General features: G+C 57.3%; 19 protein-coding genes and 1 pseudogene. 9 read left to right on the forward strand and 11 right to left on the reverse strand.

The window, feature by feature from the left end; translation table 11 throughout:
* Nucleotides 1-33 precede the first annotated feature (33 nt).
* The 5 genes and pseudogenes from ACUVSA_RS08520 to ACUVSA_RS08540 form a co-directional block, all read right to left on the reverse strand.
* A pseudogene (locus tag ACUVSA_RS08520) lies at nucleotides 34-1,598 on the reverse strand (ABC transporter substrate-binding protein).
* Between the two features lie 13 nt (nucleotides 1,599-1,611).
* Entirely contained in the window at nucleotides 1,612-2,220 is a 609-nt protein-coding gene (locus tag ACUVSA_RS08525; RefSeq protein ID WP_445894485.1) for a hypothetical protein, read from the reverse strand.
* Entirely contained in the window at nucleotides 2,178-3,680 is a 1,503-nt protein-coding gene (locus tag ACUVSA_RS08530) for a M14 family zinc carboxypeptidase (protein ID WP_445894486.1), read from the reverse strand. The genes ACUVSA_RS08525 and ACUVSA_RS08530 overlap by 43 nt, the downstream gene beginning before the upstream one ends.
* Nucleotides 3,681-3,851: 171 nt before the next feature.
* Entirely contained in the window at nucleotides 3,852-5,003 is a 1,152-nt protein-coding gene (locus ACUVSA_RS08535) for a hypothetical protein (RefSeq protein WP_445894487.1), read from the reverse strand.
* A 77-nt stretch (nucleotides 5,004-5,080) separates the two neighbouring features.
* Nucleotides 5,081-6,334 carry an AmpG family muropeptide MFS transporter gene (locus ACUVSA_RS08540; protein WP_445894488.1) on the reverse strand — a complete coding sequence of 418 codons (1,254 nt, stop codon included), beginning with the start codon at nucleotides 6,332-6,334 and terminating at the stop codon, nucleotides 5,081-5,083.
* A 42-nt stretch (nucleotides 6,335-6,376) separates the two neighbouring features.
* Here ACUVSA_RS08540 and ACUVSA_RS08545 point away from each other — a divergent pair, with 42 nt between their 5' ends.
* Complete coding sequence (locus ACUVSA_RS08545) at nucleotides 6,377-7,429, forward strand: KamA family radical SAM protein (protein ID WP_445892370.1); 1,053 nt, start codon at nucleotides 6,377-6,379, stop codon at nucleotides 7,427-7,429.
* Between the two features lie 73 nt (nucleotides 7,430-7,502).
* Here ACUVSA_RS08545 and ACUVSA_RS08550 read toward each other — a convergent pair whose 3' ends face one another.
* On the reverse strand, nucleotides 7,503-9,833 hold the full coding sequence (locus ACUVSA_RS08550; RefSeq protein WP_445894489.1) for a cysteine synthase: 2,331 nt from the start codon (nucleotides 9,831-9,833) through the stop codon (nucleotides 7,503-7,505).
* 264 nt (nucleotides 9,834-10,097) lie between these two features.
* Here ACUVSA_RS08550 and ACUVSA_RS08555 point away from each other — a divergent pair, with 264 nt between their 5' ends.
* On the forward strand, nucleotides 10,098-10,412 hold the full coding sequence (locus ACUVSA_RS08555; RefSeq protein ID WP_445894490.1) for a ketopantoate reductase family protein: 315 nt from the start codon (nucleotides 10,098-10,100) through the stop codon (nucleotides 10,410-10,412).
* Complete coding sequence (locus tag ACUVSA_RS08560) at nucleotides 10,303-11,049, forward strand: ketopantoate reductase family protein (RefSeq protein WP_445894564.1); 747 nt, start codon at nucleotides 10,303-10,305, stop codon at nucleotides 11,047-11,049. Before ACUVSA_RS08555 ends, ACUVSA_RS08560 begins: the two co-directional genes overlap by 110 nt.
* A gap of 118 nt (nucleotides 11,050-11,167) precedes the next feature.
* On the opposite strand, the gene ACUVSA_RS08565 is transcribed toward ACUVSA_RS08560, so the two are convergent.
* Genes ACUVSA_RS08565 through ACUVSA_RS08575 form a run of 3 tightly spaced genes read right to left on the reverse strand, consistent with a single transcriptional unit; the run spans nucleotide 11,168 to nucleotide 14,670 of the window.
* Complete coding sequence (locus ACUVSA_RS08565; RefSeq protein WP_445894491.1) at nucleotides 11,168-13,018, reverse strand: menaquinone biosynthesis decarboxylase; 1,851 nt, start codon at nucleotides 13,016-13,018, stop codon at nucleotides 11,168-11,170.
* Nucleotides 13,015-13,752: a bifunctional demethylmenaquinone methyltransferase/2-methoxy-6-polyprenyl-1,4-benzoquinol methylase UbiE gene (gene ubiE, locus ACUVSA_RS08570; protein WP_445892374.1), complete on the reverse strand. Its 738-nt coding sequence runs from the start codon at nucleotides 13,750-13,752 to the stop codon at nucleotides 13,015-13,017. The genes ACUVSA_RS08565 and ubiE overlap by 4 nt, the downstream gene beginning before the upstream one ends.
* 45 nt (nucleotides 13,753-13,797) lie before the next feature.
* Nucleotides 13,798-14,670 (reverse strand): UbiA-like polyprenyltransferase, encoded by an 873-nt coding sequence (locus ACUVSA_RS08575; RefSeq protein WP_445894492.1) that lies wholly within the window; start codon nucleotides 14,668-14,670, stop codon nucleotides 13,798-13,800.
* 122 nt (nucleotides 14,671-14,792) lie between these two features.
* Here ACUVSA_RS08575 and rlmD point away from each other — a divergent pair, with 122 nt between their 5' ends.
* The 4 genes from rlmD to ACUVSA_RS08595 all read left to right on the forward strand — a co-directional run bounded on the left by rlmD (nucleotide 14,793) and on the right by ACUVSA_RS08595 (nucleotide 20,886).
* Nucleotides 14,793-16,211 carry a 23S rRNA (uracil(1939)-C(5))-methyltransferase RlmD gene (gene rlmD / locus ACUVSA_RS08580; RefSeq protein WP_445894493.1) on the forward strand — a complete coding sequence of 473 codons (1,419 nt, stop codon included), beginning with the start codon at nucleotides 14,793-14,795 and terminating at the stop codon, nucleotides 16,209-16,211.
* Between the two features lie 47 nt (nucleotides 16,212-16,258).
* Nucleotides 16,259-18,478 (forward strand): PBP1A family penicillin-binding protein, encoded by a 2,220-nt coding sequence (locus tag ACUVSA_RS08585; protein WP_445894494.1) that lies wholly within the window; start codon nucleotides 16,259-16,261, stop codon nucleotides 18,476-18,478.
* A 621-nt stretch (nucleotides 18,479-19,099) separates the two neighbouring features.
* Entirely contained in the window at nucleotides 19,100-19,678 is a 579-nt protein-coding gene (locus ACUVSA_RS08590; RefSeq protein ID WP_445894495.1) for a tetratricopeptide repeat protein, read from the forward strand.
* A gap of 47 nt (nucleotides 19,679-19,725) precedes the next feature.
* The gene (locus ACUVSA_RS08595; protein ID WP_445894496.1) at nucleotides 19,726-20,886 is read left to right on the forward strand and encodes an AI-2E family transporter; all 1,161 of its coding nucleotides are present in this window, start codon (nucleotides 19,726-19,728) and stop codon (nucleotides 20,884-20,886) included.
* Between the two features lie 602 nt (nucleotides 20,887-21,488).
* On the opposite strand, the gene ACUVSA_RS08600 is transcribed toward ACUVSA_RS08595, so the two are convergent.
* Together ACUVSA_RS08600 and ACUVSA_RS08605 are read right to left on the reverse strand one after the other, a co-directional pair.
* A complete protein-coding gene (locus ACUVSA_RS08600; RefSeq protein ID WP_445894497.1) occupies nucleotides 21,489-23,003 on the reverse strand; it encodes a 2-isopropylmalate synthase in 1,515 nt (504 codons plus the stop codon).
* Nucleotides 23,004-23,359: 356 nt separating this feature from the next.
* On the reverse strand, nucleotides 23,360-23,491 hold the full coding sequence (locus ACUVSA_RS08605) for a hypothetical protein (RefSeq protein ID WP_445892259.1): 132 nt from the start codon (nucleotides 23,489-23,491) through the stop codon (nucleotides 23,360-23,362).
* 87 nt (nucleotides 23,492-23,578) lie between these two features.
* Between ACUVSA_RS08605 and ACUVSA_RS08610 the strand changes: the two genes are divergently transcribed.
* Nucleotides 23,579-24,946 carry a CCA tRNA nucleotidyltransferase gene (locus tag ACUVSA_RS08610; protein ID WP_445894498.1) on the forward strand — a complete coding sequence of 456 codons (1,368 nt, stop codon included), beginning with the start codon at nucleotides 23,579-23,581 and terminating at the stop codon, nucleotides 24,944-24,946.
* A gap of 24 nt (nucleotides 24,947-24,970) precedes the next feature.
* Nucleotides 24,971-25,942: a queuosine 5'-phosphate N-glycosylase/hydrolase gene (locus ACUVSA_RS08615; RefSeq protein WP_445894499.1), complete on the forward strand. Its 972-nt coding sequence runs from the start codon at nucleotides 24,971-24,973 to the stop codon at nucleotides 25,940-25,942.
* Nucleotides 25,943-26,056: the final 114 nt, after the last annotated feature.

Consider the following 26,056-nt stretch of genomic DNA (forward strand, 5'->3'; position numbering starts at 1 on the left):
GCCCCATGGCATAGTGTGTGCCCCTTTCCGCTATTATTCTTTCCAGACCATCTGAAAAGAATTCAGACCGTTGGGTCGAAGCGGCACATCATGAAGTTTCCCGCTGTAACAGCGCACGATGGTAGAATGGGCCAGAGGGACCCAAGGGGCCTCACGATGAAAGATTTCCTGGGCCTTCATATACAGCTTGGCCCGCTCCTCTGTGCTGAAGATTTTCTTGGCCTGTTTGACCAGGTCCGTAAATTCCGCATTTTTCCACAACGCCACGTTGGCGGCACCTGGAGTGACAGCCGTCTCCGCCGACAGCAGGCCGTAGAGGAAATTGTCGGGATCCGCGTTGCCTCCCAACCAACCCAGCATGCACATGTCATGCTCACCGTTGCTTGTGTTTTTTAGATAAGTGCCCCAGTCGCAGCGGACGATTTTAGCCTTGATGCCCACAGCCCCTAGGTAAGCCTGGATCACCTCTGCCGTTTTGCCCGGTTCCGGCAGGTAGGCGCGGGATACGGGCATGGCCCAGAGTTCCAGTTCTGTGTTGAAATCAAAGCCGGCTTCCTGCAGAAGCTTCTTGGCCTTTCAGGATTGTATTCATAAGGCTGAAGGCTGTCGTTGTAGCTCCAGATGGTGGGTGGAAAAGGGTTCTTGGCTGGAATCGCCAAGCCCTGAAAGATGGCCTTGATCAGGGTGTCTTTGTCGATGGCGTGGCTGATAGCTTGGCGGACACCAGGGTCCTTGAGAGCGGGCTTTTCGGTGTTGAAGGCCAGATAACCCACATTGATACTCGGTCTTTCCATGACCTTGAGGTTGGGATCCTTTTTCACCACAGCGATGGAATCGGGATCCAAATCGTCGGCGATATCCACGGTGCCTGACTGAAGCGCCATGAGTCGCGCAGAGGGTTCAGGGATGGCCTTTAAAATCATCCGCTACACCTTGGCCTTGTCGCCCCAGTAGTTGTCGTTTCGTTCCAAAATGATCTGATCGTCTTTGACCCATCTGACAAATTTGAAGGGCCCTGTCCCTACGGGATGCAAGCCGATCTGGTCCTTGTATTCGGCCAAGGCCTTGGGGGAGACGATGGGACAGAGCCAGAGGGCCAGGTTATTGAGGAGCGGAGCATAAGGTTTTTTGGTGATCAACTGCACCGTGAACTCATCCACCACCTTGACCTGTTCCACCATACCCAACGACAGGTTCAGGTAAGCCCATTTGCCGTAGCTGTGAAACGGATGGTTCTTGTCGATCACCCGGGCAAAAGAGTCATAGACCGCCTGGGCGTTCAATGGGGTGCCGTCGTGGAAAGTGACCCCCTTGCGCAGGTGAAACGTCCAGGTGAGGCCGTCCGCGCTTACTTCCCAAGACGTGGCCAACTGAGGTTCGATGGCCATGGAGTTGTCCCCAAACTTCACAAGATTTTCATAGATCTGAATCCCTGCTTTGATGGATTCTCCATCGGTGGCCTGAGCCAAATCCAAGGAAACCCAATCCCCGCCTCGGCCCCAAATCAATGTGCCGTCCATAGGGGCTTGATCGGCCGTCATCCCCAGACCTGTACCAAGGCTTCCTAGAAAAGCCAAGAGCACGAACCACTTCCGCATAGCGTCCTCCTTTTCATGTTGGGTTCATGGGCTCGCATCCCCACGAAAGCCGCACCCGACGGCCGGAGATGGCGACTGTTTTGATAGCCTTTTTGGCCCGGGCCTGCAACACCTCGATCATGGCCTTCCACACCGCCAGATGGCCTTGCACGCACAGGTTGAGCCATGGGCCTTCGGCCACTTCATCCACCACTTCAGTGACCACTTCAAGGCGGGTGACTCGAGGCCGCTGAGCGCTGTAGTGGAGCTGGGCGACCCGCGCCACGGGAGGCAGCAAGGCCAGAGGGCCTTGCGTCACGAATGGAAAGATCTGCGGCTCCCAACGCTGGGCATAACGTTGATAGCGTTCTCGAATTTCATCGTTTTTTTGCACCAGATCAGCATCATTGTGCACATGACGTTGAATGCTCTGAGCGAGGTGCAGAGCCCACGAATGGCAAGGATTTTCAGGTTCATTGAGGTAGGGAAGATAGACGTAGAGGAAGGCTCGAGGGATCCAGTGCTCAGCAAACATTCCCGGAAGATACCCGGAAAAGGGCTGATTCCATTCGTGGCTTGGAACGCCGTGACCGTCCAGGATCATTTCGGGAAGCCATCGTTCCCAGGCGCGGCGCTTGGCCAAGGCTTCGGGAAGCCGAGGCCTTGGGAGAAAATAGTCTTCGTAAAACTCGCAGCCCAAGGCATTGTAGCGTGCTGCGTGCAGTTTGTGGCCGGGCGCCTTCCAAAAAGGCGTTCAAAGGCGGCGACGCCGTCCAGGTTTTCCGCAGGAATCCACAGGAGGTTGACCTTTCGAAGGAGTGCCCGTCCAGTGTCTGTGGCCCCCACCGTCCAAGCGGAAAAAAGCGCGGCTTCCGTGCCGGACACTTCATTGGCGTGATGGCGCGCGTTGAAGACTAAGGTCGGCTTCAAGAGCCGCAGGCGCGCCTGTGAGACGGCCGGAGAAGGGCATGGAAGAGCGGCCTCAAGAGCCCAGACCGCCCGGCCCTGAGAGCTCTTGGCCGCTTCCCAAAACCGGAGTCCAGGTAAGCTCGAAAGTTTTCGCACCCAATGGGCCACGTCCCGCATGGAAAGGATGCGGTCTGTCGGCGGCGAAGCCAGGGTTTTCCTTCGAGGCGCTGTGGCTTGGGAACGTTTGCGCCGTGGAGCGGGACATCGAAGGATCATCTCGCTCTGGTGCGTTGCAACGCACTCCAGGCCGAGCCGAGGAAGGATATTCGCCAGGTTGTGTGCAGCCCGCAGGTCTGTGGACGAGGAAAGAAGGATTCCCACATGCCAGTGTCTCTTGTGACAGCGCAGCCATACGGTGCCTGAACCGTCCTCTTTCCCGAAAGGACCCTGTGGGTGTGTCGAACCGCCGAGGGATGCGCAACCAGCCATGGATCCCGTAAACGGTCGCGCCTCAAAGCGCGCTTTGGCGCGTCCTCGAGGGCTTTTCCACGCCACGAAAGGCATGATCTGCCCCAGATGCAGGGACTGGCCAAGGCCGTGGCGTTCAGCAAAGTCTTTGTAGGCGTCCAACATCGTAAAATACACATCCTCGTGAAGCGCCTCCATGGGCGAAAGCCTCTCCTGGTCCAGATCGAGGGCCTTTTCCGTTTCCTCCATGATGACGTCGATGCGGATCTCTTTCCAGAAAGCCCGAGGCCACGGAGTATGGCCTGAAACCACGCGTCGTTCCATAGACTTCAGTAGCGCCGGTAACCATCTTTTCCCGAAAACCCTCCAAAACACCTCCCGGTCCGTGGGAATGGATCGGTCCAGAAGAACACGCGATCCCTGGACCATGCGGATCCCTGACGTCGTAGGATGAACCCTTTTTGCAGGGGTGATCCGCCCGAAATAGGGAAGCGCCGTCCATCGGGGATTCAGGGCCTCCTCCAGCAAAAGCTGCCCTTTCGAGTCCCAGGCCCGTACGCGATAAGCGGCCCGCTGGTTTGGAACCAATCGAATGCGGATTCTCGACACATCCCATTGAAGGCTTCGCGCCAGAAGGTCCGGCGCTGGATAAATTTCCTGGAGCCTGCGTGTGCGGGTTTCCATGGTGCCGTGAGGGCCCACAAAGGGGGCAAAACAAAGTTCCACTGCGTGGATGCGCGTGGCTTTTTCCTTGTGGAGAAGCTCAAGGGCAGGGAGCATCTTTTCCAGAAGCCAACAAAGTCAGGTTTTTAGGCGTTAAAGACTTCCAGGGATGGTTCATAACCCTTGGCTCGAAGTGTTTTTTCCAAACGAGCCTTCAGGCGACGCCGCACCGGTTCAGGTTTGCTGACGAAAACAATCGCGCAAAGAGGGCCCTGCCCCGAAGGCATTTTTTTTGACCAACTTTTCCAGTCGAAGGTCTTCAGCTTTCCACACGATTTCCTGTTTCAGGGAGGAACAAGACCCCGAGTCTAAGACGGTCGCTGGTGCTGGCCAAAGCCTCGTGATCAACTCCATCTTTTCACGCAGAGCCATGATGGGCTCCGCACCGGGACCAGGCTCACGAATCGTCCAAAGAAGCCAGCCCTCAAGAACCCTCTTGAGAGCTGCTGGTGAACCCTGAACAATGAGTTGCCCGGGATTTTCATTGGAGACGTGAACCAAGGCCTCGGGGCTGGAGGCGTCCTCGCGCAGTTCCAAAATGAGGCTGTCATGGACCACAGGGCCCACAGAAACGAAGGGGAGATCAATCTGAGTGGCTTGCAAGCTCACGAGAGATAGGACGTGGCAGAGGGTCCGTCCTGTCCCGGAGGACAATCTCGGGAAAGGCAGAATAACGTTCAAGCAAAGAGCGCGCTGCCTCGGATCCTCTCCGAGTCTTCGAAAAATGCCGTGTGGACTCGAAAGATTCAGGAGATCGAGTTTGCGGATGTGGGCTGCATCTCGATGTGACATGTGGGGCGAAGGAGAAAGTTCCAAGAGGACCGCCTTGGCCAGGGCGATGCGATGCATCAGGGACGGCTTCTTGGAATCACTTTCTTTCCACACCAGGAGCGTCTGTTCACTAGGTATCCATTGAAGAACAGACCAGGTCCCGGGAAGATTCGGCAGGTCGAGGGCATCTGAGACGGCCAATAGGCGAAGGAAAGAGGCCATGGACTGTGGTGAACCGCCGGTGGCGACGACTCGCACAGGGCTTTCTCGAACCACACGGACCGTCGACGATGACGAAGCCTTGTCGCTAACTCGGGCCGAAAGGCGAAGCATCACATGGGGATGGTTGCCTTGAGGTTGACGAAATCGCACCAGGGGCGCTTCCAGGCGCAGCGACTCAAAAGCCCAGCGGCAGGCCACGTGGGCCGCTTCCGCCCAAACGAGGCTGCTTGATAGGTTTCGAGGGAGGATGAGCCTGACGGAGATGCGATCGATCAGGCCATCTCCGTCCGTGTCTTCATACACGTTTTGTTCCGGAAATAGCTGTGGCAGCATAACCATCTCAAACGATCAAGGGTTTCAGATGCGCTGGAAAATCTTCCTTCCCTCACCAAGGTCCATGGGACATGCAATCAGGGAAAAGAGGCGGATGACGGCCGGCGGCGCCAGGGGGCAAAGCGCGGCAGAAGCACAATGCCCGGCAGGGCGCCCAAGACACTAAGGGTGTAAAACCACGGCCATCCCAAGGCGGCGACCATGAATCCTGTGGGTGTTCCAGCCAAAACTCTGGAGATGGCCATCAGACTTGAGAGGAGCGCGTACTGCGTGGCGGTGTAGCGTCGGTCGCACAGGCTCATGAGGAAAGCTAAAAAGGCCGCCGTGCCCACACCCCCGCACAGGTGTTCCAGGGCGACGGCTCCAACCAGAAACGCGTAATTCGGCCCTGCCAAGGCCAGACCCACAAAGGCGAGGTTGGAAAAAGCCTGAAGGAATGCCGCCACCCACAAAGACCGGGGGATGCCCAGGCGATGCACCAGCGCGCCACCGATCAATGTGCCCACGATGGTGCTTACCAACCCGAAGGCCTTGTTGACGGTCCCCACATCGGTTCGTGTAAAGCCCAACTCCAGCAGGAACGGTGTAGTTAACGCGCCCGCCAAAGCGTCACTGAGTTTGAAGACCATGACAAAAGCCAGCATGACCACGGCGCCGGGCCGGGCAAAGTAGTTGGTCAAAGGAGCCCACACGGTTTCCTTGAGACTCTTGGGAACGGCGGCGGTCGTCTCGTCGTTTTGTGTCGGTTCCGGGCAGAGAAAAGTCCACAGGGCGCAGGCGCCCATGAGCAGGCCCATGGTGCAGTAGACGGTCCGCCATGCCATATGATCGGATAGGATCAACGCCATGGCTCCGGACGTGAGCATGGCCAGCCGATACCCCACGACGCTCACGGCCGCTCCCGCGCCTTTGTCCGAATCGGGGAGGACTTCCGCCCGGTAGGCGTCGATCACGATATCCTGACTGGCGCTCCAAAAGGCGGTCAGAAGGGCCAAGGCGGCGACCATGCGCAAATGACGCGGGGGGCTGAGCGATCCCAGAATCAGAAGGCTTGCACTGAGAAGGAACTGGGTGGTAAGGATCCAACCTCGACGCCTGCCGAGCCAAGGTGCAGGAAAGCGGTCCATCAGGGGCGCCCAGACCACCTTGAGCGTGTAGGGAAGACCGACGAGGGAAAAGAGGCCGATGAGGCGAATGTCCACCTTTTCCGACATCATCCAGGCTTGCAACGTGCTGCCCGTCAGGGCCAGAGGCAGACCGGATGAAAAACCCAGACCCAGCAAACCCAGGACATGACGTCGGCCGTAGATGCGTAACCAGGACGGGAACACTTTCCCTCCACCAAAGAATCATTGCATCGAGGCGAAAAGGCAGTGATTTCTCTTGAAGAATTTGCCGCGCATTGGAAAATGCCCGTGACCCCCTGGATGGCGGTCCATCGGGTCTATCCATTCGTTCTGAGTCGTCACTTTGCCGATCTGATCCGCGCTCCGGAGGATCCTTTGTGGCGACAGGTGGTGCCGGACTCAAGGGAGCTGGACGAAAGCGACCCTGCAGGTCTGAAGGATCCCTTGGGTGAAGAGAGCCGGTCGCCTGTACCCAACCTGGTGCATCGGTATCCCGATCGTGTGCTGTGGATTGTCACTGATGCCTGTGCTGTGCATTGCCGTTTTTGCACGCGGAAACGGCGCTGGACTCACCCGCTGCCTCTCAGCGACGAGCTCATTGGCGAGGCCCTGCGCTACATTCGAAAAAACCCCGCCATCCATGATGTGATTCTTTCCGGGGGCGATCCGCTCATGCTGCCTTGGGAACGCCTGGAAGAGCTGGCGGCCAAGGTGCGGGAAATTCCTCATGTGCGCCTCCTTCGCCTGGGCACGCGTGTGCCTTTTGCCGATCCGGGGCGCGTCACGCCCGCTGTGGCGCGGCGCCTGGCGGCTTACGGCCCATTGTACATGAACATCCATGTGAATCATCCGTGGGAAATCACCCAAGAGAGCCGTGAAGCCTGCCGCCTGTTGGCCGATGCCGGCATCCCTCTGGGCAGCCAAACGGTGCTGCTCAAGGACATCAACGACTCGGCCGAAGTCCTGGGTACCCTGTTCACGGAACTCCTGAGCCTGAGGGTCCGTCCCTATTACCTGCTGCACATGGACCTCATGCAGGGCACGGCCCACTTTCGAACCCCCCTGGCGGCCGGAGCGGAACTCATGGCGGCTTTGCGCAACCGGATTTCCGGGCTGGCCATTCCCCATTTCGTGGTGGATCTTCCCAACGGGTTGGGAAAGGTGCCCATTACGGCGTCGGCCGTGGTGCGCGTGGACCCCGATCATGTGGTCCTTCGTAACTTCGCCGGGCATGCAGCGGCCTATCCCCTGAAACCTGAAGAGGGAAGCCGACTGCGGCGCGTTTTGGGCCTGGATTGAAGAAGGTTTAAGCGACGGGTTGTTCATTGTCCGAAGGGGCTGCCGAGTCGCGTCGATGGCGGGTAAGCCCGAATCATGAAACCCGTTCCCAAATCGGCCCGTGAGCGGTATCTCGAACCATGATGCCCCGGCGGCGCAGTTCTTCTCGAAGCGCGTCGGCTCGAGCCCAATCCTTTCGCGAGCGGGCAGCTTCCCTTTCGTCCAAAAGGGCCTTTTCGTGCTCCGACAAGGGGCGAAGATCCAGCTCAAAAAGGCCCAAGATGCGATCCACGCTCTCCACCGCTTTGAAGGCGGCTTCCTTGGCTCGGGGCGCAAGAGGACCTTGTTCCATGCGCAGATGCATCTTACGGACGAAATCAAAAAGAGCCGCCAGAGCTTTGGGCGTATTCACGTCGTCGGCCAGGGCGTCAAAAAAGTCACGTTCCAGCGAAAACACTTCCTCTTCCACGCCGTTGACGCTACCGTCATGCACCGGATGATGACGCAGTCGATGGATGAGTTCCCGAACCCTTTTGAGTCCCCGAACGGCGCTTTGAAGGCTTTGCTTGGAAACCCGCATGGGCTTGCGGTAATGGGATGCGATGAACCAGAAGCGCACTTCAGCGGGGGTCAGCCCTTGGGCATAGAGGTCTTCAAGGGTCAGAGGCCTTGTAGGTTCTTTATTTCTGGATGGTGTCCCGTTGTGCTCTTCCGCGCTTTGAATCTTTTCGCACAGAAGCCACGTGTTGGCATAGGGCTTTCCGGCAAAGGCGGCGGCGATGGTGCGCAGATTTTCCAGGTGAGGAAACAGAAAATCCATGGCACTGACACAGATGTCCACGGGAAATCCCATCTGATCCGTGACCATGGCGGCTGTGGCGATATGCCAGGTGGGCACCACATTGCCCCATTCGGTCTTGATATAGTGACCGCGTTTGAGCTCGGCCAGCGTAGCCCTCTTCAACAGAGCAAAATCGCGCGGATTCAATTTCTCGTAAGCGCTCAGGTCCACGGAAGATCCGACCCGAACTTTCCTGGGATCGATGCGGGGCAGTCTTCCGTAGTCGTCGACTTGCGCCACACTGAAATAGACGGAGCGCAGCTTTTCGTAAGCCACGCCTTTCTTGAGCAGGGAGCGCACCAGGTTGACGACAGCCTCCAGATGGTCGCTTGTTTTGGTCAGGGCCAATTGCGGGGCCATGCCCAGCTTGTGCAATTCCGATGAAAAAATCGAGATGCGCTCTTCCACGTAGTCTTCCAGAGCGGCGTTCTTTTCCAAGGCGCACTGAATGGAGCGGCTATCCAGGTCGGGAAGCAGGACGATGGTTTCCGTACGAAATCCTTTGGCCCGGACAAACCGCGTGAGAATATCCGCCAGCATGAGCCTTCGAGCGGTTTCCAGGGAGAGGCAGGAATCCAAGGGGGGGCCCGTGACCGCTATGCGGATTTTGCCTTCCAAGACGGGTTTGAAGTCCACTTTGCTGCGCTGCAGAAAATCGAAAAAGCGAAAATCCGGCTCCAGCATAGTGGTGAAAAGGTTGGTGCTCAGGTAGCGGTCACCGCCGTCGGGCAGGACGGCCACAATCACGCCGCTTTCCCGTTCCTTGGCGATTTCCACGGCCGCGGCCATGCAGGCTCCGGAACTCATGCCCACAAAGATCCCTTCTTCGCGGGCCAATCGCCGCGCCATTTCAAAAGCCTCCTCGTCTTTCACATGAATGATGCGGTCCAGCTTGTGGCGATCAAAGATGCCCGGCACATAGGATTCTTTCATGTTCTTGAGGCCTTGAATCTTGTGTCCCGGGTAGGGCTCCACCGCGACCACTTCAATGGCGGGATTGCGTTCCTTCATGGCTTGAAAGATGCCCATGGCCGTGCCGCTGGTGCCCAGCGTGGTCACCACGACGTTGACCCGTCCTTCGGTTTGCTCAAAAATCTCCGGGCCGGTTCCTCGATAGTGCGCCTCGGGATTGGCCGGGTTGTTGAATTGGTCGGCCAGGAAATACTTGTCGGGATGTTCCCGCACCATGCGATAGACTTCTTCGATGGCGCCGTCGGTGCCCAGGGCTCCCGGAGTGAGCAGCAGTTCGGCGCCCAGGGCCTTAAGGATTTTCTGGCGTTCCGTGCTGGCTGTTTCAGGCATGGCCAAAATGAGGCGGTATCCCTTAACGGCGGCCACCACAGCCAACCCGATGCCGGTGTTGCCGCTGGTCGCTTCAATGATGGTTTTCTGAGGCGTCAGTTCTCCGCTGCGTTCCGCCGCTTCAATCATGAACAATGCCGGGCGGTCCTTGATGGAGCCGCCGGGATTTTTGCACTCCAGCTTGGCGTAGATGGTGGTTCGTGGATTGGGGTTAAGGCGGTTGATGCGAATCAGAGGGGTGTTGCCGACGGCCTGGAGTACATTGTCAAAGACATTTTTCATGACTTGGCATTCTCCCGAGCGCATTCGCCGCCGAGGCGATGCCGACGGCTTAGAATCTGACGGCCCAACAGATGCGAAAAACCGAAAAGTATAGTGAATGGTTTGCGCGGCTTTGTCAAAGCGATTGGCAAGGTTTGACGAGACCTGAGCAGGGCGCTATACATATCCGGATTTGTCCGGAAAGGGCACCGGAAGGCGGTTCAAGGAGGGCTTCGCGAAGGAACATCCTTAAAGGTCGAGGTATTGAGCGACAAGGAGCGATCAATGAAGATCGGGGTCATGGGAACCGGAGGGGTTGGTGGCTACTTCGGAGGTTTTCTGGCGCGCGCCGGCCTGGACATCCACTTTGTGGCTCGAGGCAAGCACTTGGAGGCCTTGCAGGAAGAAGGCTTGGAGGTGGTCACCAACAACGATAATTTTCGTGTGCGCATTCACGCCACTTCAGAGCCGGAAGAAATCGGCCCGGTCGATTTGGTGCTTTTTTTGCGTCAAATCCCACGATACCGAAAAGGCCGCTCGTTTTGTCTCCCCCATGGTAGAAGCCGACACATCCATTCTCACGCTTCAAAACGGCATTGACAATGTGGAAAGGCTTGCCCAGGTCTTCGCTGAAGAAAAAATCTTGCCCGGGACCGTCTTTATCGAATCCACCATCGCGTCTCCGGGTGTGATCGCGCACACGGGCAAACCCGGAAAAATTATTTTCGGGGAATTTTCCGGGGAGCGCACGGAGCGGGTTCAAAGAATTTTGGAAACTTTTCACCGTGCCGGCATTGATGCCGAGGTGTCCGACAACATTCAAAAGGTCCTGTGGGCCAAGTTTCTCTTTATATGCGGTGTGCACGGGGTGAGCACTCTGGGACGGGCGGCGCTGGGCCTGATTTTGGATTGCCCAAAGACGCGCGAGGTCCTGGAAGGGACCATAAAAGAGGTCTTTGAGCTTTCCAAGAAATGCGGGATCGGATTGCCGGACAACGCCGTGGAAGAAGCTTTGGCTCTGGCCTACTCCTACAACCGCAAGTTCAAGTGTTCCATGCTGCGCGACCTGGAATGGCACCGCAAGACGGAAGTGGAAGCCCTCAACGGCATGGTGGTGAGGCTGGGCCAGGCCCATGGGGTGCCTGTGCCTTACAACAACATGATCTACGCGATCATGCATTTGGAAAACAAAAAGATCGAAAACCCCGTCTGGGCTAGCCAGCTCCTGGAACGTTAACCCGAGTTTGTCAGTTTTGGAGGCTCAAATGGGGGTTTTCTTTGATCATGCTCATCTAACCATTTGAGACCCTTATAGTGGGTTTCAGAAAAGGCGATGTAAAAGTGACAAACTTGGGTTAACCTTTTTTTTCGTCAAGGTAGGCGGCGATGCCCAGTTCTTGCGCGCGGCGGCGCACGCGCTGAACCACTTCCGGGTCCATGGCGATGTCGTCGGGCCAAGGGCGAAGGTGGCCGTCTTCGGGTCCTTTTTTAGTGGCATCGATCAGGATCCGAGGCCCTTTGCGGAAGATGTCCCGAAGCGGGTCCACATTGTTAAAGAGTTTCCACAACACCATGGACCCATCCTGCAGGGCGATGTCCTGATCATATAGCACGAAGACGGCAAAGGGTTTGAGCGATTCGGCGTCCATCAAGGCCGGTGCCAGGGAAAGGGCGGACAGGGTGCCGTCCTTGATGACGTTCAGCAAAAGGACGGGATTCAAGACGTCCAAAGGCACCCGCCGACATCCTGTGAATCTTTCACTGATTTGGCGAACACTGGTGAGCAGCTGAGCATCGGCGGGCCATGAGGCGGGCCGGGGCCGTTGAGCTCTTTGGGGTTCCGAAGCCCATCGAGCGGTGGCGTCCAAGCCCACTTTGCCGCCAAAGAGCGGTTCCGGGGCGCTGTGGTCCAACACATCCAGGACCCCTTCTGTGACGTAGAGATCTCGCTCCAAATCCACGGTGTTCAGCACCGTTTCCAGCACCCTTTCGGGGCGATGCAGGTCCACGTGGGCATCCACCATGACCAAGGCTTTGCAGAAACTCATCTGGCCCTGTCCCCACAGGGCGCTCATCACTTTGCGCGCATGGCCTGGGTATTCTTTTTCCAGAGCGACCACGGTGATGTTGTGAAACACCCCTTCCCAAGGCAGCCAATAATCCTTGATTTCCGGTAACACCGTTTGCAGCAGCGGAAGAAAAAGCCGTTCCGTGGCCTTGGCCAGGTAACAGTCTTCCATGGGAGGCCGACCCACAATGGTGGCCGGGTAAATGGGATTCTTGCGGTGTGTGATGGCTGTAAGATGAAAGACGGGATAAAGATCCGTCAAGGAATAGTATCCCGTATGATCACCAAAGGGGCCTTCAAGGCGAAGCTCTTCGGGATCCACGTACCCTTCCAGAATAAATTCCGCTTCGGCGGGCACATCCAGCGGCACGGTCACGGCTCGTGTCATGGGCACGGGGGCTCGACGGATGAATCCCGAAAGAATGATTTCGTCCACACCGCGAGGCAGCGGCGCTGTGGCGGCGTAGGTGGTCGCCGGGTCGGTTCCTACGGCCACAGCCACGGGCATGGGCTTGCCAGCGGCCCGGTATTCCTGAAAATAATGCGATCCATCCTTGTGAATATGCCAGTGCATGCCCGTGGTTTTGGCATCGTAGACTTGCAGTCGGTACATGCCCGCATTGCGTTTAGCGGTCTTGAGGCTGCGCGTGATGACGACGGGAAGGGTCACAAAGGGCCCTCCGTCTTTGGGCCAGCATTTGAGCACGGGCAATCGGTTCAAGTCCAGGTCGGCTCCGCGAAGCACCACCTCTTGACAGGGGCCTTTGCGAACCTTTCGCGGCACAAAACGCAAAAGGTCCAGGCCCAAAGGCAGTAAGCGCACCGCGTGCCCTAGGGACTTGGGTGGTTCGATTTCAAGGAATCGGCGCACTCGAGCCGCCAGGTCGTCCAAATGGCGCACGCCCAAAGCCATGCAAATGCGCTTTTCGCTGCCAAAGGCGTTGGTGAGCACAGGAAAAGGGGATTCCACGACGTTTTCAAACAGAAGTGCTTTGCCCCCGCCCGGGCTCTTGCACACGATGTCCGTGATCTGCGTGATTTCCAAATCCCGAGAGACGGGCGCCGTGATGCGCAACAATTCGCCTTCTTTTTCCAGAACCCGAACGAAATCCCGAAGATTTTTGTAGGCTGTTTTCATGAGACATCCTTTGTGCAACGGCCGATCCAATAGTAGGTGATTCCCCCCGTCAGTAGCCGTATACGGCGTGTTTCAAAACCGTGCGCCGCCCCGAGGCCGCTCATGGCTTCCGGCGTGATAAACGCCCCAACGGATGCCGGCAGGTAGCGGTAGGCCTCGCGGTCTCGAGATACCCAGGCGCCCAGGTGCGGAAGCATTTTTTCAAAGTACAGCCTATAAGCCTTTTTCAATACGGGCTGTCGTGGCAGGCTGAATTCCAAGATGAGCAAATGACCTTCGGGACGCAGCACGCGATGAAATTCTTGAAAAGCTTCGGAAATATCGGGCAGGTTTCGAATGCCGTAGGCGATCATGAGAGCATCAAAGGACTTGTCCGGAAAAGGCATTTTCATGGCGTTGGCGGTTACAAGGCCGTAGCGGATTGAAGCCACACCGGCGGCACGGCGTTTTGTGGCAGCGATGCGCAGCATGTTACGAGCCACGTCCAGGCCGATCACCGTCACGCTGGGACGGCCTCGCAACGCCGCAAAAGCCAGATCTCCTGTTCCCGTGGCCACATCCAGCACCCGTTGCGCCTGGGGCGCTAAACGCCACAGTGCGCCCACCGCCTGTCGGCGCCACCACACGTCCAGCCCCAAGGAGAGGGCATGGTTGAGCAGATCATACGTCCTGGCAATGCGATCGAACATAGAGCCCATGCGGTGCGGGCTTTTTTCCAAAGACACATTGAACACGAGCAGTCTCCTCAAGCCCAAGCCAAAACGGAAACACTCCGTGACCTAGGTCGTCCACAGGGTATCCAGCCACACAGCAGCGAGCAAAAGGATGGAAACCACGCTGTTAACATGGAAAAAGGCAATGGGAATACGGTCGAGCCGATGAGGGCGCACCAGCCGGTGTTCCAGGACAAGAAGGCCCGCAATGACGCAAAGAGAGAGATAAAAGACACGGCCCCTGTGAAAGGTCAGCCCCAGGGCCACAAGGCAGATGACAGTGACGGCGTGCAGGGTTGCGGAAAAACGCAAAGCTTTTGCAATGCCCCACCGGGACGGCAGGCTGTGCAAACCCGTGGACCGGTCAAAGTCCACATCCTGGCAGGCATAGAGGATGTCAAAACCGGCGATGTACGTCATGAGCGCCCCAGAGAGCCAAAGGATGCGCCCATCGAAGGATCCGGTGACCGCGATCCATGCGCCCAGGGGGGCAAGCCCGATGGCGGTCCCAAGATACAGGTGCGAAGCCGCCGTGAACCGTTTAGTGTAGGAATACCCAAAGAGCACAGCAAGGCATGGCAGGGCCAACTTCAGACACAAGGGTCCCAACATGGCGGCGCTCAGCAGGAACACGAGCGAAGAGCCCCCAATGAAGCAGACCATGGCCTGCATGGAAATCTCTCCGGTAACCGACGGCCGGTCGGCCGTTCTGGGATTCAAACGGTCAAAGCGAACGTCCACCAAACGGTTGAATCCCATGGCCGCGGAACGGGCTCCCACCATGGCCACAACAATCCAAAAAAGCGTCGAGATCGTCAGAGGTTTTTCCCGATGGGCCAAAGTGACGGCGGCCAGCGCGAACGGCAGGGCGAAAACCGTGTGGCTGAATTTGATCAGTTTTCCATAGGTGCGCAAGGATCGCATGGGTCGAGTCTTCATCACCGTTCTTTGGGATGGCGTGGTTGCGGAACAAAGGTTCTGGTTTTCCGAGGACGTATCTATTAACATAGATGTCCTGTGACGCACCAGAGATTTGCGGACGTGAAAGGGACGAGAAAACGATGGAATCCCTTCGCAAGGGCAGCGAACTGGCGCTCTTTGTGGACAAGTTGATTTTCGGAGGCAAAGCCCTCAGCCGCCTTGATGGCTTTGTGGTGCTCATGGATCGAGCCTTACCAGGCCAAAGGGTTCGCGTGCGCATCACCAAAAAGAAAGCCAATTACGCTGAGGCGCAAGTCCTTGAAGTCTTGGAGCGGTCCCCGGATCAGGTGGACCCGGCCTGTGCCCATTTTGGAGTGTGCGGCGGTTGCCTTTGGCAGGATTTGGCCTATGCAGAGCAACTGGCGTGGAAACATCGCCATGTGAGGGAATGTCTTCTTGAGCCTCGGGAGCCTGTGGACTTTCCCATTTTTCCAGTGACGCCGTCCCCTGTCCTTTATGGGTACCGCAACAAGATGGAATTTACCTTTTCGGCCTATCGGTGGCTGTCTTCCGACGAAGTGGCGTGCTCGGAGGTGGCTTATGACCGGACTTTCGCCCTGGGATTGCATGTGCGCAATCGATACGACCGCGTCTTTGACGTGCATGACTGCCGTCTGGAGTCTCCGGAAGCCATGGTCGTGGTGGACATCCTTCGACGTGCGGCCAAGGAAAGCGGTTTGGCTCCCTATCATATTCGCACCCATCAGGGAGTGTGGCGCTTTGTGGTGGTGCGCGAATCCAAAAAGACCGGGCAGCGACTTGTTCACCTCATCACGGCGGATGCGCCCGAGGTGCATCGAACCGTGGAGCGGGCGGCCCGAGAGCTGGAATCCCAAGGACCGCCGGTGACCACCTTTGTGCATTCCATCAATCGCTCCCGAGCCCAAGTGGCTCAGGGCGAGGCCCCTCGGATCCTTTGGGGTTCGGGAGCCATTGAGGAACATGTGGGGCGGCTTCGCTTTCGTGTTTCCGCCCAATCCTTTTTTCAGACGAATACCCTTGGCGCGGAAAAGCTTTATGCGGCGGTTTTGGAAAGTGCCGCATTGACGGGCACGGAAACGGTATGGGACCTGTATTGCGGCACCGGCAGCATCGCTTTGACCCTGGCGGCACAAGCCCGCAAAGTATCCGGCTTTGAGCTGGTGGAAGAGGCGGTGGCGGACGCCTACCGAAACGCGGCGCTCAACGGCGTCGACAATTGCCATTTCTTTGCCGGGGACCTCAAAGACGTGCTTCGCCAGCATTCCTTGAACATGTTTGGGGGACCACCGGACGTGATCGTCACCGATCCACCCCGATCAGGCATGCACCCCAAGGTGGTCAGAATGCTCCTTGAACTTGCGCCGCGCCGTATTGTTGCGGTGTCCTGCAATCCGTCGACCCTGGCTCGGGATCTCTCGGCCTTGTCACAGGCCTATAAGGTGTGTGCCGTCCAGCCCTTTGATCTCTTTCCGCATACACCACATATCGAATGCGTCGTTCGATTGGACCGCCGATGAGCCGAGGAGAGCCGCGGAAAAAGAAGAGGTCTTGGATACGCAGCCTTGTGGGATTTGGCCTGGCGTTGGGCATTTTCTGTGCTGCGGCGGTCTTCGCGGGCTATGTCTATTTGTCTCGGGCCATTGAAGAGCGATTTGCGGGACGGTTGTGGAGTGTGCCGGCGGTAGTGTTGAGCCAATCATTGATGATTTACCCCGGCATGCCTCTGAGCGCGGCCCGGTTCGAAGAGGTGCTGGCGGCTCGAGGCTACCGGATGAGCGCCGCTTCCATGCCAAGTCCTGGCGAATATGTGCGCGCCCGCGATGCCATTCGCGTTCATTTTCGAGATTTTTTCTATCCGGGCACGACCTTGAAAGCTCGACAGGTGCTCGTGCGCTTTCAGGGAGACCGGGTGCTGAGTCTTGAAGAGTCCGGGGCGAGCCGCCCTTATGTGGAGGTGGAGCCTGTAGTGCTGGCGCGTCTTTTCGGTGAAAAAAGGGAAAGCCGCTTGCTGGTTCGGCTCAAAGAGGTGCCGGACCACTTGATCAAGGCCGTCATCGCCATTGAAGACCGACGGTTTTTCGAACATCGCGGCATCGATGCCTGGGGGATCGCCCGAGCCTTGTGGACGGACCTCATGGCCGGACGCATCGTCCAGGGAGGGTCTACCATCACTCAGCAGCTGGTGAAGAACTATTTTTTGGAGCCGGAGAGAACGGTCAAGAGAAAGCTTCTGGAGGCCGCCATGGCCCTGGTGCTGGAAGCAAAGTATTCCAAAGAAGCTATTTTGGAAATGTACCTGAATGAAATCTACCTGGGACAGTGGCGAAGCATGGCCATTCACGGTGTCGGAGAGGCCGCACAGTTCTACTTTGGTCGAAATGTGGAAGACCTGAGCTTGGGGGAGTCGACGGTGCTGGCTGGAATGATTCAAGCGCCCAATCGTTACTCGCCTTACAAGAACCTGGATCTGTGTCGGGAGCGGCGCAACCTCGTGTTGCAACGGATGCGGGACCTTGAGTTCATCACGGCCCAGGTCTACCAACAAGCCCAGTCGGAACCCATTCGAACGGCACCGAGGGCGGCCTTCGGCACTGTGGCACCCTATTACATCGACCTGGTCAAGGCCCAATTGGAGGCGCTCTATTCCAAAGAAACCCTGGCTTCGGAAGGCTTAGTCGTCTACACCGCCTATCATCCGGAGATAGCTTGGGAAGCGGAAAAAGCTGTTCAAGAAGGACTGGCCGAGTTGGAAAGGCAACATCCTTGGCTTCAGGTGGAAGACCCCACGGAAAGGCTTCAAGCGGCTATGGTGGTGGTCCATCCCAAAACGGGAGCCCTCACGGCTCTGGTCGGTGGCCGGGATTATGCCCTGAGCACCTTTAATCGAGCGTTGCAGGCGCATCGGCAGCCGGGGTCCGCCTTCAAACCCTTCGTCTATCTTACCGCTTTGGACCAATTCACGCCCATCAGCCCCCTTGAGGACGTGCCCAAGGTGTATCACGTGGGTGGCATGGTGTGGACGCCGCGCAACTACGACGGGCGATACCGTGGCATGGTGACGGTTCAGGAGGCGCTGACCCATTCCTTAAATGCCGCCACCGTCAACATGGCCTCGCAGATCGGTTTCGAGCAGGTGGTCCAGACGGCAAGGCGTCTGGGGTTCCGTTCCAGGCTTGACCCGTACCCTTCCGTGGCCTTGGGCGCCTTTGAGGTAACGCCTTTGGAGTTGGCCGGGGCCTATGCGGCTCTGGCCAATGAAGGGCAGAGGCCCGAACTGTTGACCATTCGCAAAGTGGTCACCCCCAAGGGAACGGTCTTGGAACGGCGTCACGTGGAAATGACGACCGTGACCAGTGCCGCCAAGGCGTTTCTCATCACCCGCATGCTCCAAAACGTGGTGGAAGAAGGCACGGCTCGAGAGCTTTCCACCTTGGGTATTACTTTCCCCTGTGCGGGCAAGACGGGCACCACCAGCGATTATAAAGATTCCTGGTTTGTGGGCTATACGAGCGATGTGCTGGCTTTGGTTTGGGTGGGTTTTGATGACAATCGGTCTACGGGATTGAGTGGAGCGACGGGAGCTCTGCGCCTTTGGGCCCGTTTCATGAAAAGCATTCATCCATGGATTTCTCCCCAACCCTTTGCCGTGCCGCCTGGGGTGGTGGAACGGCTGGTGTGCACGGAATCGGGTCAGCCCGCCACGGCGGAGTGTCCTTTGACTCGACCCGTTTATTTCCTGGAAGAGCTAGTGCCCAGCGGTGCCTGCCACCTGCACGGGGATTGACGAAATGAAGGCGACGCTTGTAACGTCCCATTGGGTTAACGGGAACGACGCCCAAATCCAACGATTTTGGAGATACCCGCAAAAGCTATGCGAGGACCATGGCCAAGAAGTCGTTTTCGCCTGACCTGATTCACGGTCTAACCATTTTAGTGCGTGAAAACGGCATCTTAGGTCGAGAATTCGCCCTCTCGGGCAGGTGCCTATGGAGCCTGTCCGGGAACGCCTTCAGTAGGAGCGGGCAAGCCGCGAGCCTCAGCGCGCCTTGGGGCGCTCCTATAGAATGAGAGGAAAACGGCCCCGAAAAGCCATTTTCGGGCAAGCTCCTATGCTGGACGGGGTCCGATTCGGAGCCGTCAGGAACAGCGCGGGCCTTTGGCTCGCTAAAAAGGCAGGCAAGAGGCCTTTCTCTCTGGAGCCTTTTTGAGAGGGCAAATTTTAGACCCTCCAGACCCTGAACGAGCTGAAATTGCGCAACACCGAATGGGCGAAAACGACTTTTCAAACGGCCTGCTTGAGGACAAAGCATTTTGGGGCACCGATGGATTAAAGAGTTTTGAAAGAAGTCCATCGGGGATGTTGATCAGGAAGGGCTTCGCCTCAAAAGGGGCACAGGAGTGGACGATGGGACGCATGAGTGTGCTTTGGATGTGTGTGGGCTTGGCGATCTTTTGGGGCTGTACTCCGAAAAGGCCTGTGGTCCTTCCCGGCCCATGGGCCGGTTCGACGCCCACGGTGCAGGCACCCTCCACGCCAGCTCCGGCTTCATCGACGCCCAGCGCACCCTCGGCGTCCATCAAAGAAAAAACCTTACCCGAAACGCCCCAGGTGCCGCCCAGCGGGACCCCTGCGGCAAAACCGCCCAAGGAACCATCTCCCCAATATCTCGCCTCCGTACAGCTTGTGCACGAAGGGGATCGGGCCTTGGCCAAAGGAGACCCCGATGGAGCTTTGGGGTTTTATGAACAGGCGGTTCAGGTGGATGCGTATAACGGCTCGGCTTTTCTCGGCTTAGCCAAAGTTTGGCTGCAAAAGAATGCTCCAAAGAGATCGCTGGAATTTGCCAAGAAAGCGGAAATTCTTCTGACGAACCAGCCCAAGGAACTTCGGGAAACTTACCTTCTGCAGTCGTTCCTTTATGAAATGCTCAACGAGCCAGAGTTGGCCAAGACCTACAAGCAAAAGGCCCAAAGGTTGCTGTGATGCGGAGGGCTTCGTGAAAATGCGAAAAATGACGTGAGGCGTGACGTATGCAAAAGGAGAAAGATGGGGGCATCCAAGGAGGGCCGAGCGCCGAGTACCGTTACTTTTTGTTGGTGCTTCTGTTTTTTTCCCTTTTCATGGTTTTTGGGGTCATCAGGCCCTTTTTGCATACCCTTGTGTTTTCCATTCTACTGGCCAGCCTCTTTAACCCCGTCCAGACCCGCATTTGCCGATGGGTGCGAGGACGGCGCAATGTGGCCGCCCTGCTCACCGTGCTGTTGGTGACCTTCGTCATTGCCATTCCCTTCATCTTTTTTGCTTCCAGTCTTGTGGCCCAAGGGATCGATTCCGTAAGCCATGTCACGGAATGGATTCGCCAAGGCAATCTCCAGAAGTTGGCCGATCATCCAAGAGTGCTGCAGGGCATGCAGTGGCTGCAGGCCCGTTTGACATTTGTGGATTTCTCCAAGTTGAACCTGGAAGGCCATCTGCTGGCGATCAGTAAGAATGTCGGCCAGTTTCTCATCAATCGGGGGGCGGCATTACTGGGCGATGCAGCGACGGTGGTGACCCGATTCTTTATGCTGATCTTTTTTACTTTTTACTTGCTTCGGGATGGTGAGGCCATGATTCAGGCCATCAAGAAGCTCTCTCCACTGCGGGAAGAACAAGAAGATCGCATTTTGCAAAAAATGCACGCCGTGGCGCGCTCGGCTCTCTTGGGGAGTTTTTTGACCGCCGTGGCTCAGGGCCTTGCCGGCGGCATAGGGCTAAAGCTTGTGGGGATTCCGGGTCTCTTTTGGGGAACACTCATGGGCTTTACCTCCTTTATTCCCGTGGTGGGCACCGCTCTCGTGTGGGTTCCCGCCGTGGTGTATCTGGTCATCCTCGGTAAGGTGACTTCGGCCGTGTTTCTGACCTTGTGGTGCGTGGTGCTGGTGGGTTCCATTGACAATTTTTTGCGGCCGTTTTTCATGCGAGGCCGAGCGGACATGTCCACTTTTTACATTTTTTTGGCCATTCTGGGAGGGGTCCAATGGTTCGGATTGGCCGGCATCATTTACGGGCCCCTGATTCTGGCCTTTGCCATGGTTATGCTCTACATCTACGAAGTCGAATATCACGAAATGCTGCAACCCGTAGCGGCGCACGCGGCCCCGCATTCCCCGGCGGCTCCTGAAGGGTCGATCGAGAAAAAGTCCCGGTGAGTTTCCGTCCTCCAGGCATTGGACGCAGAGTCTAGGAGGGGTGTCCGAGAATACCTACCCGTGGCGTTTGTAACGGCCCCGATACCACAGAAGGGGCCGTGTTTTTGCGATCCATACATGTACGGACGCGCGGGAGCGCGTCCCTCAAACACCTAGGGCACGTCCCACGATTCACCGCGGAGGGACCGGCGCCTGCCGGTCCGCAGGTTCTCGGACAGGTAGCGATGAGGAACGCGTCCGATAACACCTTACCGTAGGAGCGGCGCAAGCTGCCATGCCTAATTGCGCCTTGCGGCGCTTCTACAGAATGAAACGAAAACGCCTCCGAAAAGCCATTCTCGGACGACCTCCTATGAGGAGCCTGTCCGACAATACCGATCTGGGGCCGATGGAGCCTTGAAACTTATTGACATTGCAAGGGCGCCAATTGTCACAATTGAGTTTTCGGACACGCTCTAGTGAGCAGCCCCTCCAAGAAGGCTGATCCGACGTGATTTGGGCGCCGTGTTAAAGAGGCGCCACGAGGGGCAAACCCCTGTTGCCTCTCGTGGCGCTTTCCTACCCCCGTCAGCGAGAACATCCAAGAGACGCCTTCAAAGACCCTAAAGGTTGCCGTTGGCAAAAAAGCGGTTGAAAGCGTTTACGTACGCCCGCGCACTGGCTTCGATGACGTCCGGACTCGTGCCGATGCCCGAATAGACCGTGCCGTTGATTTCCACGCGAACCATGGCTTCGCCGAGAGCATCCTTACCCGTGGTGACGGCTTTGAGATCATAGTCTAGAAGTTTCCCTTCCTGACCCACGATCCGTTCAATGCAGTTGAACACGGCATTTACCGGGCCGTTGCCGGTGGCGGCGTCGGTGATCTGTCGGCCCTCCTTGAGCAAGGTGACGGAAGCCAAGGGCTGCATGGTGTTGCCGCTCATGATCTGGAGACTGTGAAAGGTATAGGTTTCCGGCACCTCGGTCAGTTCGACTTCCACAATGCTGGTGAGGTCTTGCCCGGAGATTTCCTTTTTCCGGTCGGCCACGTTGAGGAAGCGTTTGTGGACGCGTTCGAATTGCTCTTCGGTGAGATTGTAGCCCAATTCCTGAAGGCGGTGGCGCAGGGCGGCCCGTCCGGATCGGGCGGTGAGCACCAAGCTGTGGGCTTTGACGCCCACGTCTTCCGGGCGAATGATTTCGTAGGTGGAACGATCCTTCAAAATGCCGTCTTGATGAATACCGGAAGAGTGGGCAAAGGCGTTGGCTCCCACGATGGCCTTGTTGGGTTGTACGGGAATGTTCATCAGACGGCTCACCATGCGGCTGGTCCGGTAGATTTCCGTGGTCACAATATCCGTGTGGGCGTTGTAGAAAGCTTCACGGGTGCGCAAGGCCATGACGATTTCTTCCAAAGAGGCGTTTCCGGCGCGTTCCCCCACGCCGTTGATGGTGCATTCCACCTGCTGGGCCCCGTTTCGAATGGCCGCCAGGCTGTTGGCCACCGCCAAGCCCAGATCGTTATGGCAATGAACGCTCAAAATGACTTTGTCCAGCGCGGGAACACGCTCTCGAAGACTACGAATGAGTTCGCCGTACTGTTCGGGAATGGCGTAACCGACTGTGTCCGGAACATTGATGACGGTCGCTCCCGCTTTGATACACGCTTCAATGACACGGCACAGGTAGTCGAAATCGCTTCGAGAAGCGTCTTCCGTGGAATATTCCACGTCCTCGCAGTACTTCTTGGCGTATTTGACCGCTTCCACGGCCTGCTGCAAAGCGCTTTCCCGGTCGCGTCGAAGCTTCTTTTGCAGATGAATGTCTGAAGATGGAAGAAAAACGTGAATTCTGGGGCGCTCGGCCTTCTGGACGGCTTCCCAGGCCAGGTCAATGTCCGATGGAACGGCGCGGGCCAGGGCGGCAATCACCGGCCCCTTGACTTGTTCCGCCACGGTCTGCACGGCTTTCAGATCTTCCGGTGAAGAGCAGGGAAAGCCCGCCTCGATAATATCCACACCCAGTTTGGCCAGCTGTTCGGCGATCTCCAGTTTTTGGCGCCGGTTGAGTTTGGCTCCCGGGACCTGTTCGCCGTCCCGCAGAGTGGTGTCGAACACATAGATTTTGCGGCTCATAAGAAAATCCTTTCTTTCCTAAAGGTGTCCGTTGAAACTTTTCGATGGCGTTCACATCTCTAAGGGGGCCGACCTCGTCATCCAAACCCACTGGACCGCCAAGTCCCATGTCCATCACCTCCTTTCACGGCAAATACAAAAGGCCATGGGGGGAACCCATGGCCTTCACGTCCTGTCCTTAAGCAATGCGTCACCTTCGGCGCACACGGAAGACGAAGGGTTCCCTCACCTGGGCCCCGCCGCTAAGCAACAACAAAAGGCGAAGTGCGCGCCAAAGATTTTGCGCCATATTGCCGATGCCTCAATTCATGTTCAATGGACCCGAACGCCGCTGCCACGGAGCGTCCGGCCGACACTCACAAACTCAGCGCAATCCAAAAGGCAATGCCGATTTCCAGCAAGAAAAGCATCACATAGAGTACGTACTGATGCAGGGGAAAATCCTCGATGATGCGATTGGCTTCTTCCATCACTTGAATGGCGTCCACAACATCCTCCGTCCCTTTATGTGCGCTTGTGCACCACCGACAGGGATTCTAATATAGGCAAAAAAAATGGAGATCAAGGAAAATTTCATGAAGGGGAAGATTCTGGACAAGATCTTTAGTCAAATGCCCGCCTCCGTGATGGATGTGGCTCGGCGCCTCAAGCAAAGGGGCTATGCAGTGTGGCTGGTGGGCGGAGCGGTGCGGGATCACCTGCTGGGCGTAACACCCGCAGACTGGGATTTTTCCACGGACGCCCCGCCGGAGGCGGTCCTCAAGGCCCTGAGCCCTCCGTACCGCATGGTGACTTTTGGGTTGAGTCACGGAACGTTGCTGGCCGTCACACCGGACGGCCCTGTGGAAATCACTACCTGGGCGTTCAACGGCCAGGAAGGCCTGCGCAAGGACCTTGAGCGACGCGATTTTACGATCAATGCCGTGGCTGTGGGCTATCCCGACGGCGCTCTTTTGGACCCTTTTGGCGGTCTTCAGGACCTGGTTGCAGGCAGGCTTCGTGGCGTAGTGGATCCTTTGGAGCGATTCCGGGAGGATCCTCTGCGGCCCCTTCGGGCGGCTCGAATGGTGAGCCGCTATGGTTTCAGGGTGAGCCCGAAGACCGAAGCGGCGATGCGCCAGGCGGCCCCGTGGCTGGGTCGAGCGGCCATGGAAAGAATACGCGAGGAAATTTGGAAACTACTCTCAGGACCTCATGTGATGGCGAGCTTGGATCTGTGCCGCCGCTCCGGGTTGATGGCCGTTTTTCTTCCCGAATTGTTGGAAGGGTGGCGAAAAAAGCAGAACCATTATCACCGTCATGACATTTATCGTCACACGCTGCTGAGTGTCCATTACAGCCCTGCGCGACTTCGCGTGCGCCTGGCCGCCCTTTTACACGACATCAGCAAGCCGCGGGTTCGTCAAAAAATTCGGGGAATTTTCCGGTTTTACGGCCACGAAAAACGCAGCGCTCAAATGTCTTCGGAAATTCTCGGCCGGTGGCTCGCCCCCAAGCGCCTCACTGAGGAGGTCGTGACTTTGGTGGCAAACCACATGGTGCATTCCACAGATGCGTGGAGGGACGGTGCTGTGAGGAGGCTCATTCATCGCGTGGGCGAACCACTTCTCGAGGACCTGCTGGATCTCCTTCGAGCCGATCGGCTGGCGCACGGCATTGATGAGCCGTCTTTAGAGGCCGTGGAAAGGCTGCGCGTGCGGATGCGGCGCATTGTGGAAGAAAAACCGCCCTTAACACGCCAGGCTCTCGCCATTAACGGCCGGGACGTCATGGCGGTGACCGGCGTTCCTCAAGGCCCGAAAGTGGGCGAGATCCTCACCGAAGCGTTTCACATGGTGCTCCAGGATCCGTCGAGAAACGACCGAACATTTTTGATGGATTGGTTAAAGAGAAGATCGGGCGTCCAAGAGAACGCGTTGTTCGAAACGGGCGCCGCGAGGTGAAAAAAGGCAAAAGGAGGCGATCAAGTGTCAGATTTTCCTGTGTTGGCATCGGCCCAAAGGGTTGCGGCGCGGGCACGCTTTGTGACGCTCAATGAAGAAGCTGTGACGCCCGCCGTCCAGACCTGGGGGCATCTTCTGCGGCAGCTTCCATCGTGGAAAGAGCCCTACCATTTCTGGGATGGAACGGAAGAGACGGCCCGCTGGATTTTCGTTCTGGATGTGCTCAACCACTGTTTCTGGCCGGACCCCCATGAGCCCTTGTGGGAAGTGGACCTCGAAGGCACGCTGTATTCGGGTTACTGCGGCTTGGCGGCAGCCCTGAAAAAGGCCTACGTCAGAGGGGTTCCTCTCACTCAGGCATGGTACCTACGAACGCTGACCTTAGAAGACTTGGAAAGCATTCTTGCCGGTCGTGGGCGGATTCCTCTGCTGGCGGCTCGGTTGGAAAACCTTCAGGAAGCCGGGCGGGTGCTCATGGAAAAATGGGGCGGGGATGTCATGAACCTCATTCGGTGGGCCGACGGGTCGGCCTGCCGGCTGGCGGCCAGGTTGGCACAAGATTTTTCAAGCTTTCGCGATCAATGCTCTTTGGATGCACAACCGGTCTACTTTTGGAAACGGGCACAGATTTTTGCGGCCGATTTGCACGGAGCCTTTGAAGGTCAAGGGCCGGGGCGTTTTGTGGACGTGGATCGCCTGACGGCCTTTGCGGATTATAAACTCCCTCAGGTGCTTCGCGAGCTGGAAATTCTTGCTTACCACAGAGACCTTGAGGAACGGATTGATGCTCGGAGCGTGCTTTCTTCCGGAAGTCGAGAGGAGATTGAGATTCGCGCCGTGACCATCGTGGCTGTGGAAAAGTTGAAAAAAGCTTTTCATGAGGTTGGAAGTTCACATGTGCGCAGCGTCCACGTGGACCATTGGCTGTGGTCTTTGGGGCAGATGGCGCCCTTTCGACGGCGTCCTTACCATCGGTGTCGAACCATCTTCTACTGAGGGTGCATACGAGGCATGCCTCCCATGCTTGACAGACTCCTCCATGGCGGATAGGATCGAACCCGGTGAACCGGGACCTTGCCCTGCCCGATTCGAACGAGCGCCATCTGGAGA

This window comes from Desulfosoma sp. (genome assembly GCF_052743555.1).

Excerpts from the sequence above, each read along its gene's own strand:
- ACUVSA_RS08535 (WP_445894487.1), bottom strand. The coding sequence starts at position 5,003 with ATGCTGCCACAGCTATTTCCGGAACAAAACGTGTATGAAGACACGGAC.
- ACUVSA_RS08550 (WP_445894489.1), bottom strand. The coding sequence starts at position 9,833 with ATGAAAAATGTCTTTGACAATGTACTCCAGGCCGTCGGCAACACCCCT.
- ACUVSA_RS08555 (WP_445894490.1), top strand. The coding sequence starts at position 10,098 with ATGAAGATCGGGGTCATGGGAACCGGAGGGGTTGGTGGCTACTTCGGA.
- ACUVSA_RS08565 (WP_445894491.1), bottom strand. The coding sequence starts at position 13,018 with ATGAAAACAGCCTACAAAAATCTTCGGGATTTCGTTCGGGTTCTGGAA.
- ACUVSA_RS08575 (WP_445894492.1), bottom strand. The coding sequence starts at position 14,670 with ATGAAGACTCGACCCATGCGATCCTTGCGCACCTATGGAAAACTGATC.
- rlmD (WP_445894493.1), top strand. The coding sequence starts at position 14,793 with ATGGAATCCCTTCGCAAGGGCAGCGAACTGGCGCTCTTTGTGGACAAG.
- ACUVSA_RS08590 (WP_445894495.1), top strand. The coding sequence starts at position 19,100 with ATGGGACGCATGAGTGTGCTTTGGATGTGTGTGGGCTTGGCGATCTTT.
- ACUVSA_RS08595 (WP_445894496.1), top strand. The coding sequence starts at position 19,726 with ATGCAAAAGGAGAAAGATGGGGGCATCCAAGGAGGGCCGAGCGCCGAG.
- ACUVSA_RS08600 (WP_445894497.1), bottom strand. The coding sequence starts at position 23,003 with ATGAGCCGCAAAATCTATGTGTTCGACACCACTCTGCGGGACGGCGAA.
- ACUVSA_RS08610 (WP_445894498.1), top strand. The coding sequence starts at position 23,579 with ATGAAGGGGAAGATTCTGGACAAGATCTTTAGTCAAATGCCCGCCTCC.